General features: G+C 40.6%; 15 protein-coding genes. 9 read left to right on the forward strand and 6 right to left on the reverse strand.

Annotated features, from left to right (window positions below):
* Positions 1-3 precede the first annotated feature (3 nt).
* The gene (locus C7Y70_RS02975) at positions 4-1,161 is read right to left on the reverse strand and encodes a glycosyltransferase (protein WP_135473330.1); all 1,158 of its coding nucleotides are present in this window, start codon (positions 1,159-1,161) and stop codon (positions 4-6) included.
* Positions 1,162-1,374: 213 nt separating this feature from the next.
* Here C7Y70_RS02975 and C7Y70_RS02980 point away from each other — a divergent pair, with 213 nt between their 5' ends.
* Positions 1,375-2,295 (forward strand): glycosyltransferase, encoded by a 921-nt coding sequence (locus tag C7Y70_RS02980; RefSeq protein ID WP_135473331.1) that lies wholly within the window; start codon positions 1,375-1,377, stop codon positions 2,293-2,295.
* A gap of 65 nt (positions 2,296-2,360) precedes the next feature.
* Here the strand turns inward: C7Y70_RS02980 and C7Y70_RS02985 are convergent, their stop codons facing one another.
* From C7Y70_RS02985 to C7Y70_RS02995, 3 genes are all read right to left on the reverse strand, one after another.
* A complete protein-coding gene (locus C7Y70_RS02985) occupies positions 2,361-3,323 on the reverse strand; it encodes an endonuclease/exonuclease/phosphatase family protein (RefSeq protein ID WP_135473332.1) in 963 nt (320 codons plus the stop codon).
* 76 nt (positions 3,324-3,399) lie between these two features.
* Complete coding sequence (locus C7Y70_RS02990; RefSeq protein ID WP_135473333.1) at positions 3,400-3,894, reverse strand: hypothetical protein; 495 nt, start codon at positions 3,892-3,894, stop codon at positions 3,400-3,402.
* The gene (locus C7Y70_RS02995) at positions 3,894-6,086 is read right to left on the reverse strand and encodes an LruC domain-containing protein (protein WP_135473334.1); all 2,193 of its coding nucleotides are present in this window, start codon (positions 6,084-6,086) and stop codon (positions 3,894-3,896) included. Before C7Y70_RS02995 ends, C7Y70_RS02990 begins: the two co-directional genes overlap by 1 nt.
* 269 nt (positions 6,087-6,355) lie before the next feature.
* On the opposite strand from C7Y70_RS02995, the gene gmk reads away from it, so the two are divergent.
* From gmk to C7Y70_RS03020, 5 genes are all read left to right on the forward strand, one after another.
* Positions 6,356-6,976, forward strand: coding sequence for a guanylate kinase (gene gmk, locus C7Y70_RS03000; RefSeq protein ID WP_135473335.1), 621 nt, complete (start codon positions 6,356-6,358; stop codon positions 6,974-6,976).
* Positions 6,977-7,080: 104 nt separating this feature from the next.
* Positions 7,081-7,356: a DNA-directed RNA polymerase subunit omega gene (gene rpoZ, locus C7Y70_RS03005; RefSeq protein WP_058560306.1), complete on the forward strand. Its 276-nt coding sequence runs from the start codon at positions 7,081-7,083 to the stop codon at positions 7,354-7,356.
* 128 nt (positions 7,357-7,484) lie between these two features.
* Complete coding sequence (gene spoT / locus C7Y70_RS03010) at positions 7,485-9,590, forward strand: bifunctional GTP diphosphokinase/guanosine-3',5'-bis pyrophosphate 3'-pyrophosphohydrolase (RefSeq protein ID WP_099296224.1); 2,106 nt, start codon at positions 7,485-7,487, stop codon at positions 9,588-9,590.
* An 11-nt stretch (positions 9,591-9,601) separates the two neighbouring features.
* The gene (locus C7Y70_RS03015; RefSeq protein WP_099296223.1) at positions 9,602-9,994 is read left to right on the forward strand and encodes a RidA family protein; all 393 of its coding nucleotides are present in this window, start codon (positions 9,602-9,604) and stop codon (positions 9,992-9,994) included.
* A 173-nt stretch (positions 9,995-10,167) separates the two neighbouring features.
* The gene (locus tag C7Y70_RS03020; protein ID WP_135473336.1) at positions 10,168-11,772 is read left to right on the forward strand and encodes a FapA family protein; all 1,605 of its coding nucleotides are present in this window, start codon (positions 10,168-10,170) and stop codon (positions 11,770-11,772) included.
* Positions 11,773-11,882: 110 nt separating this feature from the next.
* Here C7Y70_RS03020 and asnA read toward each other — a convergent pair whose 3' ends face one another.
* Positions 11,883-12,878 (reverse strand): aspartate--ammonia ligase, encoded by a 996-nt coding sequence (gene asnA / locus C7Y70_RS03025; protein WP_135473337.1) that lies wholly within the window; start codon positions 12,876-12,878, stop codon positions 11,883-11,885.
* Between the two features lie 188 nt (positions 12,879-13,066).
* On the opposite strand from asnA, the gene asnC reads away from it, so the two are divergent.
* The 3 genes from asnC to recG all read left to right on the forward strand — a co-directional run bounded on the left by asnC (position 13,067) and on the right by recG (position 16,409).
* Positions 13,067-13,525, forward strand: coding sequence for a transcriptional regulator AsnC (gene asnC / locus C7Y70_RS03030; protein ID WP_099296220.1), 459 nt, complete (start codon positions 13,067-13,069; stop codon positions 13,523-13,525).
* A 54-nt stretch (positions 13,526-13,579) separates the two neighbouring features.
* The gene (gene trmH / locus C7Y70_RS03035) at positions 13,580-14,266 is read left to right on the forward strand and encodes a tRNA (guanosine(18)-2'-O)-methyltransferase TrmH (protein WP_135473384.1); all 687 of its coding nucleotides are present in this window, start codon (positions 13,580-13,582) and stop codon (positions 14,264-14,266) included.
* Positions 14,267-14,327: 61 nt separating this feature from the next.
* On the forward strand, positions 14,328-16,409 hold the full coding sequence (gene recG, locus C7Y70_RS03040) for an ATP-dependent DNA helicase RecG (protein ID WP_135473338.1): 2,082 nt from the start codon (positions 14,328-14,330) through the stop codon (positions 16,407-16,409).
* A 71-nt stretch (positions 16,410-16,480) separates the two neighbouring features.
* Here recG and C7Y70_RS03045 read toward each other — a convergent pair whose 3' ends face one another.
* Positions 16,481-17,410: a porin gene (locus tag C7Y70_RS03045; RefSeq protein WP_099296217.1), complete on the reverse strand. Its 930-nt coding sequence runs from the start codon at positions 17,408-17,410 to the stop codon at positions 16,481-16,483.
* Positions 17,411-17,457 lie beyond the last annotated feature (47 nt).

Below are 17,457 nucleotides of genomic sequence, written 5' to 3' on the forward strand. Positions count from 1 at the left end.
ACTCTACCCCTGTGCTTTTTGCACCCATTGCGATAATTTTTTAGCTTGTGCATTCGCATTGAACTTACTCGCGGCTAAACGTTTTGCATTTACCCCTTTTGCATATCTCTGGTATGGGCTTAATTCACAAAACTCCCTGAGTATTTTTTCTAGGCCAGAAATACTAGACGGCTCACACTTATAACCTACCGCATCATTAACTATCTCTTTCGTTCCCATCAATTCAGTGGTTAACACAGGTATACCACTGGCCATCGCTTCTTTTAAAACTACAGGGCCTGTGTCTCTATCACCGTTACGCGACACGCAAAAAGGTGCAACAAGAGCAGAATAATTACAGGCGTTCTTTGACAACCAAAACGGTGTTTTGCGACCTAGAAACCGCACGTTATTCTCTATACCGAGCTTTTCACATAAAAATTTAAGATCATTTAATAATGGACCATCTCCTACGATATCTAAAGAAATGGGGTACTTAGTACTTAATTTTTTGATTGCAGGAAATAGAAACTGCAATCCTTTCTTTTCAACTAGTCGACCTACAAAAAGTAACTTTACTGACTCGCTTAAGCGGTTTGGCGAAGAATTGAATAAACTAAAATCGATACCGCAATGAAGTAACTCAACTTTACCTGCTTTGTATTCATTCAGCTTCTCAACCATGTCTTGGCAAACTGCCACTGAAAAATCACAAAGAGAAAGTTTAAGCTTTAAATCTGAATAATTAACATACACATCATGGCCATGGCCGATAGAAGAAACGCTGATACCCGCCATTTTGCTACCCGCAATTGCGTAGGCCAGTGGTGCATGCATAAAGTGACAGTGTATGTGCGAAATTTTATGCTGTTTTATAATAGCAGCTATATTTGCACCAAAACCCAATAATGACTGTGTTGAAATTGATTTAAATTTAGTTGCGATTAATGCTGTATTTATAAATTTGCCTGGGTGCGCTGATGCAAACTTCACGGCTTCAGGTAGCGACCTTTTTACAACAATAACGTTAACGCTTTTATCGATATTGCTAGACTCATCAGAGTTTTCAAATGTAATAACACTTACTTTATGCCCAGCTCTAACAAGCGCGTTAATTTCGGTTACCACAAATGTTTCTGAAGGTACGTGAAATGCAGGGACTACAATGCCGATATGTTTCATGGTGAATGCTCCTAATAATAACTAACTTGTTATTTCGCAAGAACCATGCCCACGTTATTTCCCATAAAATAGCGACTAAAAACCCAATTTGCGAACATATATTGCAATATGCAAAGCATTAGACAAAAAACGCCGCGCTAAGCCATTAAAATAGTTGGCGCCTAAATTGCGTATACCCTTGTAAGTTAATTTGAACCTCACAAGGTAAACATTATGAGCGTAGATATCAGTGTTATTATTCCAAACTACAACTGTAAACAGTATTTAGCCAAAGCGATTAGCAGTGTTATTAGACAATCTAAAGTAGATGTAGAGATTATTATTGTTGATGACGGCTCAACTGATGGCAGCCTTGAGTGGCTAAAAGAAGCACAACAAACTTTTCCACAACTGGTGATTTTAGAACAAGAGAATACAGGCGTCGTCAACGTCAGAAACAGAGCCATTGGTGCAGCAAAAGCGGAGTATATTGCATTTTTAGATGCCGATGATTACTGGACAGATGACAAGCTGTTTGAACAGCTAAGCTATATGCAACAGCATAAGGATTGCGTACTCAGTTTTACCAATTATATGCACGTAAATGAAGCGTATGAACCCATTGTAGATTGCTTTTCATTTTGGCCTGAATTTGCAAAACACATAGATCATAATGATCTTGGCTATCAAAACTTAAAATCACCGATGGATTTGCTCATTTACGCCAATGTTATAGGCACATCCTCTGTTATGGTAAAACGCTCTACCATTAACTATATTGGCCGGTTTGACAATGCATTAAACAGCGCAAGTGACTGGGATTGTTGGTTAAAACTAGCTCGAATTGGTGATGTTGCTTTTTCGCCTAATGTATCGATGGACTACTTAATGCGAGCAGGCTCAATCACAGCAAATAGAACTAATAGGCTTAATGCAATGAAAGAAATTGTATCACGTTGTAAAGATGATGCTGGCTTACTTGCACAAGTAAAAGCGCAAGCGCGTATTTTAGAGTGTTACGGTGAATATTATCGTGAAATAGGGAATAAATTTAAAGCGTTATCAACGGCCGCGGCTGCTTTTACTCTATTTCCACATAAACGAAATCTTCGCCATTTATTACATGACTTAAAGAGCTCGATATCAACAAGTTAAAATCCTGCCAATCTAATTAAAAAAACGTGCTAATTATGGGCACGTTTTTTATTGCTATTCAGATATTAATTTACACCGAGGGCGTAACTGAGCATTTTGTGATCGCTGCCTTTAAAAGGAGTCACAGACAAATTTTCAAGCGACAGTTCACGACTAAATAAACAATGATCAATGGGTAATCCAGTAAACACCGAATCAATAAAGTCAAAAGGGGTAAAGCTAGTATAAGCGTTCGCTTGGCTATAACAGCTGTTTGCTTGTGCAAAATTAAAATAGTATGACCAAGGCACGGTATTCAAATCGCCAGCAACTAACCAAAGTGTTTTTTCACTGAGTACAGATGCGTTAATTGAGGCCAATAAACGGTTTCTATTGTGCCAATGTTGTTGCGTTCTGGGTGACGGTGGGTGAGCTACATAAGTTGTAATCATCCTGTTTTTAAATAGCACACGCAGCTTTATATAACCTAGCCAATCACCGTCGAGCTTTATTTGCTGCCTATAAACGATAGGTAAACGTGAAATAACCACGATCCCATAAGGTATCCCTTCAACTTCTCGATAACCAAATAAATCAGCCTGCGTTAAAAATGGGCGAACTAAATGGCGATTCAAATCACTGAATTCTTGTAGAATTAATATATCCCATGTTTGCTCTTTAAGGGCAGTTAAATGCTCAGCAATAAAAGGATTGGTATAGCTAAGATTAATTTGCTTAATGTTAATAGTATCTTGGCTACTTAATTTTGATGATGACGGCAAAGGGATCAAAGTACCCAGCCCCACAGCACTTGCCAACAGCATGAGCAAGGCAACCCCTTTTGATTTTGTTAGCATCAATAATAAACTACACACTACTGTGAAGCTTAATAAAGGCATTCTCAACGAAATAAGAAGATCGCCATAGTAACTCTCAAAGGGAATGTATGCGCAGGCAATACACACAATGCAAACAACGATTCCCAGCCACTTTAATAGGCTTTTTTGCCAGCCCTTTATGGACTTTTTTTGCTCAATATAATCAACCATTTTCTATACACCTTTACGCATAGAAAAAAGAATATACCTAAATATATTCTTTCATATTTTTAACCATTACTCAGTACTAGCGAATCTCGAATAACTGCTGCTGTTGCTGTGTGTCGTACTGCCATGAATATGATAATGGCTGAGTGCTAGAGTCATAAAACCAAATTTCAGCTACTAACTCAATGTCTTGACGACTCATCACTACCGTTGTGTCTATCATGCCTTGAGTTAAAGGAGACCTAACAACGCAGTTATTGTAATCTGCGCGATCTGATTGATCTTTTTTGTAGCACACATTTAGATAAGCCCGTTGATCACCCGCATTAAGGTTTACGTCTATATCCAGCTCAAACTTAGTCGATAAATTGAAGTCATTCGCGATGGTTAACCCTTGCATTCCTGTTAAATCAGAGTCTGTAGTAGTTGTTGTGGTATCCGTTGTTGATGCCGCGCTAGTCGTTGTCGTTGCTGCTACCGATTGTACTGATGATGTTGCTTTGTCATCACCACCGCCTCCACCACACCCAACTAAGCATACTGAAAAACATAAGGTAATCGTTAATTTGTTCATTATTGCTCCCCTTTTACAACATTGCCTACATTGTAATTTTTAAACCATTGTGAATTTTGTTGCCCTGAAGATTCTGCAAAACCAGCGAAACGATCATAGGCAGTTGTAATATCAACCCCTTCAAGAGGATGTAACCATTGTGTTCCAACTTCAATTGCCCACGGCAGACCATTTTCAGTTTGAAAATATAGGTTGCTGGTAGGCTCACTTACATCGTCGCTTTGTGCGTATTTAAATAAAGCAGTGTCAAAGGCCGCTGTCGGCTGCTGGTTTTTCATATGAACCTCCCAACTACGCGCCTCTTTGCCAACTAAAAAATCACCATGGTAAAACCCCTCGCTTGCAAAAATAAACGGGTCTAACAATGTGCCTGGAGAAACGGATTTGGCTTTAGGCGCCTTTAGAGGAATCGTCATTGAAAACGACACTTTAGTATTCACATCACAATCTTTTTGTGTTCTAAAGTAGCTACACCCTGTTTGAGTGGTTACATGTTCCCAGGTGTCCTGCATAAAGATTAAAATAGCATTCTCACGTCCTGTTTCTAGCACTTGCTTGTTCTGCAATTGCCCATCAACGAGATAAGTAATGTTTTCCTCATCCACTTCGCTGCGTAAAACAGTCAATGTGTTGCTGCCAACCGTTTCCTTTAAGCTAACTGCAAACCCATTATGGTAAGTTGCGCCTATTCCTATTAGTTGACCTTCAATTCTGTAACCAACAACATTACTACCTTCAATTAATTGCGTGGTGCGATAATTTAAAACAACATCATTGAAGTCATAGTCTCCTGCAAATGGCCACTTGTCCTCATAGGCAAGGGTAACCCAATCACTTTCACCAGGGTAAACAGCGCTGGCAAATGTGGTAATTTCATAATCTTCGACTTCACCACCCAATACTCCACCAGTAGCAGTGATTAACGATGCCTCTGTACCATCTGTAACTCTAAAACGTGCCCAAGTTTGGCCTGACTTTGTGTTGTTAGGTACATCAACTAAAATGCTGTTGTCGCCTTTATTAAGAACAGTCTTAGTCACCATTCGCTCAGTTTCACTAAAAACACCATTTTGATCCCAATCAAACCAGGCATATAAATAGCTGCTCGCTGAAGCATTCACGATAATTTGACTTGATTGCCCTGCAGAAAACGCAGTAACAAAGCTAACTCCATCATCTGATGCGTCAACTGGGTTAGAAGCAAGCTCACTGTCAGTGTTGATGTTTTCACCATCAACCGTTGCGCCTAAATAAATTAGATTAGTATTATCGCTATTTGGGTCGAATAAGTGTCTTGCACCACTTTGCGCTAGACTTGTGCGGTATGGCAAAGGTGCATCACCAAAATCAATTGAACTGTCAGTTACCTTAACTTCAGCGATAGCACAACGAGCACCATCATTTTGACTTGATTTAGGCCCAGACGTAAATACATTGGCCACCGGCGTGTAATCCACAACAGGGCTGGTACTTAAATCCACTTTATGAATTTTACCGCTTCTATTATTACTAAAATAAAATTGGCCATTAATATCAAAGTAGGCTGCCCCGAAAGCCCCTGTATCTGTGCCAATGTCTAGCTGCGTTATAAACTTACTGGTGTTCGCATCGACATCTATTTCATGTAAATCGCCATTTGATTCAACCGCATAAAGCAAGTTACTTTGGGGGTGAAATGCAAAGTCATAAATCCCTAGTTTCCAATTAACAGTACCAGGCATTAGGTTAGCGGTGATAGGTGCGTTTAAGTCACCATCCAAATCAATTTCGTACAGCCCAAAGTTAGGCGAATAAACATAATATGCAGCACTTTGTGCCGCTTCTTCACCAGTGACACGAACATCACCAACATAAAAATTAGTGTCTGGAAGGCCTGAGATATCAAGGCGGGTCATCTCGTAACCACTGCCGATCTGCACCACACTTTTAGGTGCTTGGCGGCTGAAGCCATATAAATACTGATCTTTATAATTAAAACCAATTGCATTGACGCTTTCGTTGTTTGCTTCTGTAGAAAAGGTTAATTGAGAAGCTAAAACGGTGGGCTTTGCAGAGACCAAGTCTATTCCGTAGAGCTGCGCATTTGCGTCTTGCATTAAGAATGCTTGGCTTGGACACGTATCAAATGACTGACTATACGCGGTGCATGGGAGTAGCAATATACATGCTTTTGCTAAATAGGTTAATTTCATTAGATACCCCTCATAAGTTAAGTGCGTATACCAATGCAGGCTTCATTCCAAAATTTAACCTATTGAAAATTAACACTAAACATATTCAACAATGCATCTTGCAACTTGGTTTTTTGCATTATGCGAGTCTTTTTTGAAAATAGGCGAGCAACAGGATTCACTACGCTCAATTTGGTTGATAGTTGAGTCAGGTGAGATAAATACAGTACAATAATGTAATTAAGGCTTAGCTCCATTAACGCTAAGCCTGTTTATTTTAGGTAACAAGCATGGCACAAAATCGCGGAAATCTATTTATTCTATCAGCCCCTTCGGGAGCAGGTAAATCAAGCTTAATAAATGCGTTATTAGCAAAACATGCAGATATGAAAGTATCTGTATCTCACACAACTCGCTCACCTCGACCTGGTGAAGATAATGGTGTGCATTACCATTTTGTATCCGTTGATGAATTTAAGTCGCTCATTGATAAAAATGACTTCTTTGAATGGGCTAAAGTATTTGATAATTATTACGGCACATCTAAACAAGCTATCGAAGAGCAACTCGCTGCGGGGATTGATGTATTTTTAGATATTGATTGGCAAGGCGCACAACAAATGCGCAAGCTAGTTGATGATATTGAAACGATCTTTATTCTCCCCCCGTCAAAAGAAGAACTAGAAACTCGTTTAAACAATCGTGGTCAAGATTCAGCAGAGGTTATTGCTGGGCGCATGGCACAAGCACAGTCAGAAAGCTCTCATTACGACGAGTATGATTACGTTGTAATTAATGACGATTTCGACACGGCATTAACACAGATAGAAACAATAGTGCTTGCTAAGCGTTTATCTTTAAAGTGCCAGTCTGTTCGCCATCAAAGCCTTATTACTGACTTAATAAAATAGCTGTTTATATATTTATAGATAAAAATTAACCACTAGCTATTGGCGAATCTTACTGGGTGCAGTAAACTACGTCTTTGCTTAAAAATTTATTTGGAGTGCTGAAGATGGCTCGCGTAACTGTTGAAGATGCAGTAGATGCAATTGGTAATCGTTTTGACTTAATTTTAGTTGCGGCTCGTCGTGCCCGCCAAATTGCTGTGGGCGGTAAAAACCCACTAGTTGACCCTGAAAACGATAAACCAACAGTGGTTGCTTTACGTGAAATTGAACTTGGTTTAGTTGATAGCTCATCAATGGATGTTATTGATCGTGAAGAGCAACAACACCAAGAAGCGGCTGAAATGGCTGCCGTTGCTGCTATTGTAGGTGGCAACCAATAATCCGACTTCCCGGTCTGATTTCGTCAACGGCTTAGTATTTCTACTCTAGCCGTTGGCAATCCCTTCTTTTCATCGTATATTCTTAACATACCGTTACCTATTTGCTTCACGAGAACATTGGAGTGTGAATGTATCTTTTTGAAGGTCTAAAAAAGAAAATATCAGAATATTTGCCATCGGCAGATGTAGAACTGGTGCAAAAAGCCTATGTTGTCGCTCGCGAAGCGCACGAGGGGCAAACTCGCTCAAGCGGCGAACCCTATATTACTCACCCAGTTGAAGTAACTCACATCCTTGCTGGCATGCATTTAGACCATGAAACGCTCATGGCTGCATTAATGCATGACGTCATTGAAGACACCGACTTTAGTCAACAAGACTTAGCCGATATATTTGGTGACACCGTCGCGGAGTTAGTTGAAGGTGTTAGTAAACTCGATAAACTCAGCTTCAAGGATAAAAAAGAATTTCAAGCTGAAAACTATCGTAAAATGATTATGGCCATGACGCAGGATATTCGCGTTATTTTAATCAAACTTGCCGACCGTACACATAACATGCGCACCTTAGGGGCTCTTCGTCCTGATAAACGTCGTCGCATAGCACGTGAAACGCTTGAGATTTACGCGCCAATCGCTAACCGTTTAGGTATTCATGACATTAAAAACGAGTTAGAAGATCTTGGCTTTCAAGCACTCTACCCTATGCGTCATCGCGCACTTAAATCCGAAGTGGCAAAAGCACGTGGTAATCGCAAAGAAGTTATTTCCAATATTCAAACTGAAATTACAGCACGCCTTGAAGAAGCGGGCATAAAAGCAGGTGTTTCAGGTCGTGAGAAGCATTTATATAGTATTTATAAAAAAATGCTAAACAAAGAACTGCTTTTCAATGAAGTTATGGATATATACGCCTTTAGAATCGCTGTTGACTCCATGGACACTTGTTATCGAGTACTCGGTGTTGCGCACAATCTTTACAAACCCATTGAAACACGTTTTAAAGATTACATAGCGGTGCCTAAAACGAATGGTTATCAATCGCTGCATACTTCCTTAGTTGGACCTCACGGTATCCCTGTCGAAATACAAATTCGAACTCACGACATGGATCACATGGCTGATAAAGGGGTTGCGGCGCACTGGATGTATAAAAAATCAGGTGATGGTGCCGGCCATACAGCACAACAACGAGCACGCCAGTGGATGCAAAGCCTACTGGAACTTCAGCAAAGTGCTGGATCTTCATTTGAGTTTGTTGAAAACGTTAAAACAGAACTTTTCCCTGAAGAGATATATGTATTTACACCCGATGGCCGCATAGTTGAATTACCAATGGGCGCAACAGCTGTTGATTTTGCATATGCGGTTCATACTGACGTAGGCAACACCTGTGTTGGAGCTCGGGTTAATCGTAAGCCTCATCCGTTAAGTAAAGCATTAGATACTGGCCAAACTGTAGAGGTTATCACCAGCTCTGGCGCGCACCCAAATGCAACATGGCTTAACTTTATTGTGACTGGTAAAGCCCGATTAGGTATTCGTAACTATTTAAAAAATCAACATCAGGAAGAAGCGTTACAACTGGGTCGTCGTTTACTCGACTCAGCATTGGGCGAATCAAATTTAAACGATTTACCTGATGAAAATATAACTCGTGTACTGAACGAACATAACTTAAATACCGTACTAGAACTGTTAGTCGAAATTGGCGCTGGTAATTTAATGAGTATGCTTATTGCCCGACGCTTATTACAAAATGATGATGAAGATTTAAGTGACATAGCCAAAAATGCCAAAGCAACCATAATTGGCACTGAAGGAATGTTGGTTAACTACTCTAAATGTTGTCGCCCAGTACCCGGAGATGCCATTACCGCACATATCAGTCAAGGTAAAGGCGTTACTGTACATCGCCAAGAGTGTAAAAACATTCGTGGCTGGGAGTCTGAGCGCTCTAAATACCTCGTAGTGAAATGGGATGACAACCCTGAAAAAGAATATATAGCTGCACTGCGTGTTGAAATAATTAACCATCAAGGTGCACTGGCTAAATTGACCAATGTTGTTGCGACTACACAAGCAAACATTGTAGAAATAGCCACCGACGAAAAAGAAAGTAACCTCTATGTGATAGACCTTGGTATAACAGTGAAAAACCGTGTTCACGTTGCCAATATTATGCGCCGAATCAGGGTTATGCCTGATGTGCAAAAAGTCTATCGAAAAAAATAAATAGGACAATCATGAATAAAGCATTTATTTCTACCGATGATGCACCTGCTGCAATCGGTACTTATAGCCAAGCAGTAAAAGTGGGCACCGCAGTGTACTTATCTGGTCAAATCCCACTTGTTCCTGCAAGCATGCAAGTAATATCAGAAGACTTCGCAGAGCAAACACACCAAGTATTTAAAAATATCAGCGCAGTCTGTGCTGAAGCAGGTGGTACAATTCAAGACTTAGTAAAAGTGAACATTTATCTTACTGACTTATCAAACTTTGCCACAGTTAATGAGGTAATGAGCCAGTACTTTAAAGCGCCCTACCCTGCACGCGCAGCAATCGGTGTTCGCGCACTACCAAAGAACGTACAAATTGAAATTGATGGCATCATGGAACTGCCATCAACAAACTAACCTTATATAAGCCAAGCACTTGTTTAAGTATGTTATGACTAAACAAGTGTTTGCTAACAATTTCAACCTACTTGCTCTGCTTTCCTAATACCTTGACAGTTTCTAAATTCTCTAGCACTCTATGGTTATAAATTTTGATAACCTTTAACTTTAGTAGTGTAAAAGGATAATGTGTGTTTAAGCTTGCCCATAACGGAAATGTATTACTGGATGTTGTAGAGCATTCACCTCCTAGTGCGGCCTTCGTAACCGAGGCTCTTGAGCGCTCGCAGTTTTGCGAGTACCGAGTAGAGCACGACTCTATAAAAGCCTATTTCGATGCACCAAATAACGAACGCACCCTGGTTGTTGCTAGTAAACATGACGCTAAGCTCGTCGTAACCATTGATAGTGAAAAGATGCTTGCTACAGGTGAGTTAACCTTAGCCGAAGGTGGGGATATACTCGACCTCGACACGGCTAAACAACTATTAGTAAAGTCAGGCGTTTCCCGTGGTTATAAACAAGCATTTTTAGAACACTTATTACAACAACAGTTTGAAATGGCAGCAGGGCAAACTGCCAAAGGCGTCCTTGCTAAAGGTCGGCTTCCAGTTGATGGACAATCATCGCGACTGATTCCTCACGTAGAAACTCTCAAAGAACGCTTAAAATCGCCAAAACTACGTGAAGACGGAACAGTAGACATGCGTGATTTCGGTAAGCTTGCCAGTGTTGAACCTGGTACATTGCTATTACAACAATTACCGGCAACGCCAGGTAAAGAGGGTTTTACAGTTACAGGTGATTCACTCCAAGCCAAACCAGGTGAAAGCTTCTCATTGGTCGCTGGTGATGGCACAGAAATATCAAAAACCAATCCGTTGGAGCTAGTCTCTACTATTTCGGGTGTGCCTATAGAGATAGCTAATGGCATGCGTGTTGATGATATTTACACAGTGAAAGACGTCAATGTAAAAAGCGGCCATATTAATTTTGATGGCAGCGTTATCGTTACACAAAATATAGAGCCTGGAATGAAGGTTACTGCCAAAGGCGACATTACAGTGATGGGTACTGTTGAGTCAGGAGAGCTAACTGCACAAGGCAGTATTACCATCAAGCAAGGTGTTATTGGCCACCAACTTGACGATAAGTCACTCTCTTGCAAAATAATCAGTCAAGGTAGTATTTACCTATCACATGCACAATATAGTTACCTAAGTGGTGAAAATATTTTTATCGAACGTCAATCAAGTCATTGCGTGATGAAAGCAACTCACTTATTACAAGTTGGTCAAAAAGATAACCCGCAAGGAAAAATTTTTGGCGGTGAAATACTTGATGCAGGAATGATAATCGCGGGCGAAATAGGTAATGAATCTGGCGCTAAAATGCAGATAAACTTAGCTGCTTCAGGAAGAGAAGTAACAGAAGAAACAGATGGTTGCTTTAAGGAACTAGCCAAAACAGATAGCCAACTTGATACCTTACAATCAGCAATTGAGAAAGCAGATTTAGTAAAAGATCTAGAAAAGAAAAAACAACTTCTCGCTAAAATTGGTGCAACGCAGCAGCACTATTGCCAAGAAGCTGAACAACTTGAAAAGCGATTATCGAAATTAGAAAAACACTTACATGACATACTTAATAACGCTAACTTAGCAGTTAATAAAGTGCTTCATCCCGGTGTGGAAATTCATATTTTTGATAAAGTGTTAAAAACTAACCGTAATTACCCTCCATGCAATGTAAAATTGCAAGAAGGTAAAATTGAAGTCGAATTCAAAACCAGCTAATGGGACTCAGTGGCGATGTTGCTGTATCTCATAAATTAACCTGAATTCTGAAGGTAGATAAATACATTTGTACATCTCTCAACCAGAGTTCAGGTTGAATTATTTATGCGCTATAGAATGTCAGCGACTTCGTGTTTTAGTTGCTCATTCCAAACACCCACTTGAACTTGGCCTATATGTGGTTTTTGTAAAAGCAGCATTGCTAAACGTGACTGACCGATTCCACCCCCAATTGTTTGCGGAAATTCATTTGCCAAAAGCTGCTTATGCCAATCAAATTCTAATCTTGCTTGATCTGCGGTAATTTCAAGTTGTTTTACAAGAGCCTCGGCATCAACGCGAATACCCATTGATGAAATCTCAAACGCATCTTCAAGCACAGGGTTCCATACGATAATATCACCATTTAAGCCGCTGTATTGCTCACATGTCGCGCTAGACCAATCATCGTAATCTGGTGCTCGCACATCATGTATTTTTGCATCACCAAGCTGACCACCAATACCAATTAAAAAGACCGCCCCATACTCTTTAGCTATGGCTTTTTCTCGCTGCTTTGCGGTGAAATCAGGGTACATTTGGCGTAGTTGCTCAGAGTGAATGAAGGTAATGTCTGCTGGTAAAAATCCGCTAATGCCAAATTCATCAGCAACAAACTTCTCCGTGGCTTTTAAGCCTTGATACAGTGATTTAACTGTCTGTTTTAACTTATCTAGGGAGCGCTCTGAACTTGCACAAATCACTTTTTCCCAATCCCATTGATCAACATATACAGAATGAATTGGACTCAAAGATTCCTCATCAGGGCGCAGTGCCTTCATGTGGGTATACAACCCCTCTCCAACAGCGAAACCATATTGAGCCAACGTTTTTCGTTTCCATTTTGCTAGTGAGTGTACTACTTCAAACTGACTGCCAGGAATCGCTTTAACACTCACACTAACCGCATTTTCAGTACCGCTTAAGTTATCTTGGATCCCATCGCCTACTTTTGCCAAAATTGGTGCCTGAACTTCAACTAATCCAAGCTGTTTTTCCAGTTGCTGTGAAAAAAATTGTTTAACTTTACTTATTTGCTGCTGTTGCTGCACATAGTGTGAACTCATAATAATTGGCCTCATTCCCAGTTATTGTCATGTAATTATTTTGCCCTTTGGCAAAATCCAATAAACCAATCCTCAATCATTTAGCAATTAAATTCAATAACCCATAATGAAAATAGCTTTAATATATAAATACCAATAAAATAATGCTATAAAAACCGAACATTCAATAATTATCAGTGGTTATTTATATGGAAAATTATCAAATCGATAATCTCGATAAAAAGATACTTCACGCGTTAATGGATAATGCACGCACAGCTTATGCCGAATTAGCCAAACGCTTTGCAGTCAGTGCTGGCACTATTCACGTGCGTGTAGAGAAAATGAAGCAAGCAGGTATTATCACCGGCACACAAGTAACCATTGATGCCAAACAACTGGGTTATGACGTTTGCTGCTTTATTGGTATTAACCTAAATAATGCCCGCGATTACCCGCAAACCTTGCTGCTGTTAAAAGAGCTTGAAGAGGTAGTCGAGGCCTATTACACCACAGGTAACTACAGTATTTTTATCAAAGTAATGACCCGCTCAATTGAACACTTACAAGATGTACTGATTAATAAGATTCAAGCAATTGAAGCAATTCAATCAACGGAAACCCTTATATCACTACAAAACCCGATTAGCCGCAGCGTAATGCCTTGAAGACCTAATTGGCGTATAATCACGCTACTTTAAAGATTATAGAAAAGGTAAATGATGGAAAACACACGCTTTCACCGAGTTAAAAATGTACTGGACCGTCGCCAAACAGATTTAACCGTGTGTTTAGAGGATGTGCACAAGCATCATAATTTATCAGCGATTGTACGTAGCGCTGACGCCGTTGGCTGCCATCATGTTCATGCTGTATGGCCTGAAAATCAAAAATGGCTTACCAACAACACTTCTGGCGGCAGTAAAAACTGGATTGAAACGCATCTACATAAAGATATTGATAGTGCGGTAGCAACAATGCATAAGCATAATCCTGATGTCCAAATCCTTGCCACAAACCTCTCTCCAAATGCCGTAGATTACCGCGATATTGATTATACAAAACCAACAGCTATTATCGTGGGGCAGGAAAAAACAGGGATCTCATCTAAAGCGCTGGCTCATGCAGATAAAAATATCATTATTCCAATGCAGGGAATGGCGCAATCACTGAATGTATCGGTTGCAGCAGCGTTAATTTTATTCGAAGCTCAGCATCAGCGTTTAAAAGCCGGGCTATATGATCGAAATATGCTAGATGAACGCATAAAACACACCATGCTATTTGAAGGTTGCCACCCCATCATTGCGCAAAAATGTAAAGAAAAAGCACTGCCATACCCTGCACTTGATGAAAACGGAGAAATTGTGGCTGATGAGATTTTTTGGCACACATTAAAACACACTTGATGCCTTGCTTATTCGCACGTAAACTCAAAAACAATCTAAAAATTAAAGTGTTGAGCCTATTTTGTCAAAGCCCGATTTAAGTCGATTTCCGATAACCGAACTAAAAGGTGTTGGGCCAAAAATGGCTGAACGCCTAAAAAAGTTAGGCATTTCCACTGTACAAGATATGCTCTTTCACTTGCCTCTTCGCTATGAAGACCGCACGCGAATATATGCGATAAATGAATTGCAAGCCCACAGCCATGTGAGTATCGAGGCCACAATAGAGACTAGCCAAATCACATTTGGCAAACGTCGTATGCTCGTGTGCCAGGTCAACGATGGGACAGGCAGGCTTACACTTAGGTTTTTTAACTTTAGCGCGGCACAAAAAAATGCCATGGATGCAGGAAAAGTCATTCGATGTTTTGGTGAAGTGCGCCGCGGTCGTGTTGGCTTTGAAATGACTCATCCAGAGTACAGTATTAGTGACACCTCCTCTGAACAACCGACAGCAACAACATTAACACCCGTGTATTCAACCACCGAAGGCTTAAAACAGCTTTCTATTCGTGCCTTAAGCGATCAAGCCATTGCGCTATTAGATAAATATCAGGTTGAAGAGTTATTGCCCTCACAATTTCAACATGGTGGTATGGGGCTAACCCAAGCCTTGCATATACTTCACCGACCTAGCAATGATGTCGATGTCGCCGCGTTAGAGCTTGGCTCACACCCTGCGCAACAAAGACTTATTTTTGAAGAATTGGTTGCACAAAACCTAAGTTTATTAAAATTACGCCAGCAAGGTCAGCAAGTTAAAGCAGTCGAATTAACCCCCTCGAACGCGCTAGAGCAAGAGTTCTTATCAAAGCTACCGTTTACACCCACTAATGCTCAAAGCCGAGTGGTAAACGAAATTAAGCATGATTTACAGCACCCTTATCCAATGATGCGTTTAGTACAGGGTGATGTTGGCTCAGGAAAAACCTTAGTTGCCGCACTAAGTGCTTTAACAGCAATAGCACAGGGCTACCAAGTCGCGCTAATGGCACCAACAGAAATACTGTCTGAGCAACATGGCATCACATTTTCACAGTGGTTTTGTGCACTGGGAATAAAAACCGCATGGCTCGGTGGAAAAACCAAAGGTAAAGAACGTACCACTACACTTGAGCAAATAGCCTCGGGTGAAGCTCAGATGATTGTAGGTACTCACGCTTTGTTTCAAGAACAAGTCGTTTTTAATAATCTGGTACTTATTATCATTGATGAGCAGCACCGCTTTGGTGTTCACCAACGATTATCGCTAAGGGAAAAAGGTCGCTTTGGTGATTGCTACCCACACCAGTTGGTCATGACAGCCACCCCAATACCTAGAACTTTAGCCATGACGGCCTACGCTGATTTAGAAACGTCAATTATTGATGAACTTCCCCCCGGCAGAACCCCTATTACGACTGTTGCTTTGCCTGATTTAAGACGTGAAGAAGTTATTGAAAGGGTAAAAACTGCCTGCACAGAACAGGGACGACAAGTCTACTGGGTATGCACCTTAATAGATGAATCTGAGGTACTTCAATGTCAAGCGGCTGAAGACTCAGCCTTACAGCTTACCCAAGCACTGCCTGAACTCACTGTGGGCCTTGTTCATGGCAGAATGAAGCCAGCTGAAAAACAAGCCATCATGAGCGACTTTAAAGCTGGTAATATCCATGTGTTAGTTGCAACAACTGTGATAGAGGTTGGTGTAGATGTACCCAATGCCAGCCTAATAATCATTGAAAACCCAGAGCGCTTGGGGCTTGCACAGCTACATCAATTACGTGGCCGTGTTGGCCGTGGAGCCATCGCTTCTCACTGTGTACTGCTATACCATGCTCCACTTTCGGCAACCGCGCAAAAACGGTTAGCCGTGCTACGAGATAGTAACGACGGTTTTGTTATTGCTGAACGCGATCTAGAGATAAGGGGCCCCGGTGAAGTGCTCGGTACCAAGCAAACAGGGTTAGCTGAGTTTAAAATTGCAGATTTAAGCCGTGATAAACATATCTTAAACCAAGTAAGACCGATCGCCTCAGAATTGCTTAGAGCACACCCTAACCTAGTGGATAAATTAATTTACCGCTGGTTGGCAGGAAAATCAGATTACGCACTAGCTTAATGGCACTTTCAAATACAAAAAACCCAGCACCTCTGCTGGGTTTATTATCAACTATTTAAGATTACAATAGTTTAGAATTTGTATTCAATACCAACACCCATGTAATCTTGGTCTACTAAACTATCCATATCGAAGTTAGAGTAGAAACCGAATACTTTGGTGTTTTTAGTTAGTTTATGGTCAACACCTGCTGAAATAGCTGTTTTAGTATCACCTTGGTCAAAGTCGATAACTTGATACTGTACTTTGAAAGTATTACTGTTTAGCTTGTATGCTGCATTTACCAAGTAGCCATCAGCTTCACTGCTGCCATCAACCTTTTCTTGTGTTTGGTACATCGCACCTAATTTAAAGTCGCCCAACTTACCTTGAACAGTAGCACGAACAACATCGTAGCCTTTCACTTCGCTGTCTGCGGCAACTGATGCATAAACATCGCTTTTCTTAAGGCCTACATCGCCGTAGGTTAAGGCTACTGAGTAACCATTATCACCATCAGTAGAATCTTCTGCGATATAAGAGGCAAGCACTTTAAATCCATTGAGGTCATTTGACGCGTAAGAGATGCTATCGCCAACACGGTTTTCGCCTTTAAATAAATTTTTAAGGTCAGCTTCTAGGTCGTTAAATAAATCGATTTTGCCCTGAGACTGCTTCGTGGCAGTGTCATTTCGGCCAATAACCACTTGACCAAAACCACCTTTGATACCCACATACTGGTTGCGAGAAGTGATGTTATCTTTATCACCTTTTGAATCGGCATCAGATACATCTACACCAAACTCAAATTTATAAACAGCTTCAAGGCCGTCTGTTAAGCTTTCAGATCCTTTAAGGCCAAAACGAGAGCTATTACTTTTAATTTCAGTAAATGAACCTTCACCATCATCTGATGATTGTACAGTAACGTTCGCTTTACCATAAACGTCGACATCTGCTGATGCAGAAAAAGATAAAGCACCCAATACTGTTAGCAACAGACTAGAATTTACAAATTTCATATTAACAACCTCATAATCGCAACAAACTAATTTTCAAAACAGCTGCA

The sequence above is a fragment of the Pseudoalteromonas sp. KS88 genome (assembly GCF_004766475.1).
In the GTDB taxonomy this organism is placed as follows: Bacteria; Pseudomonadota; Gammaproteobacteria; order Enterobacterales; family Alteromonadaceae; genus Pseudoalteromonas.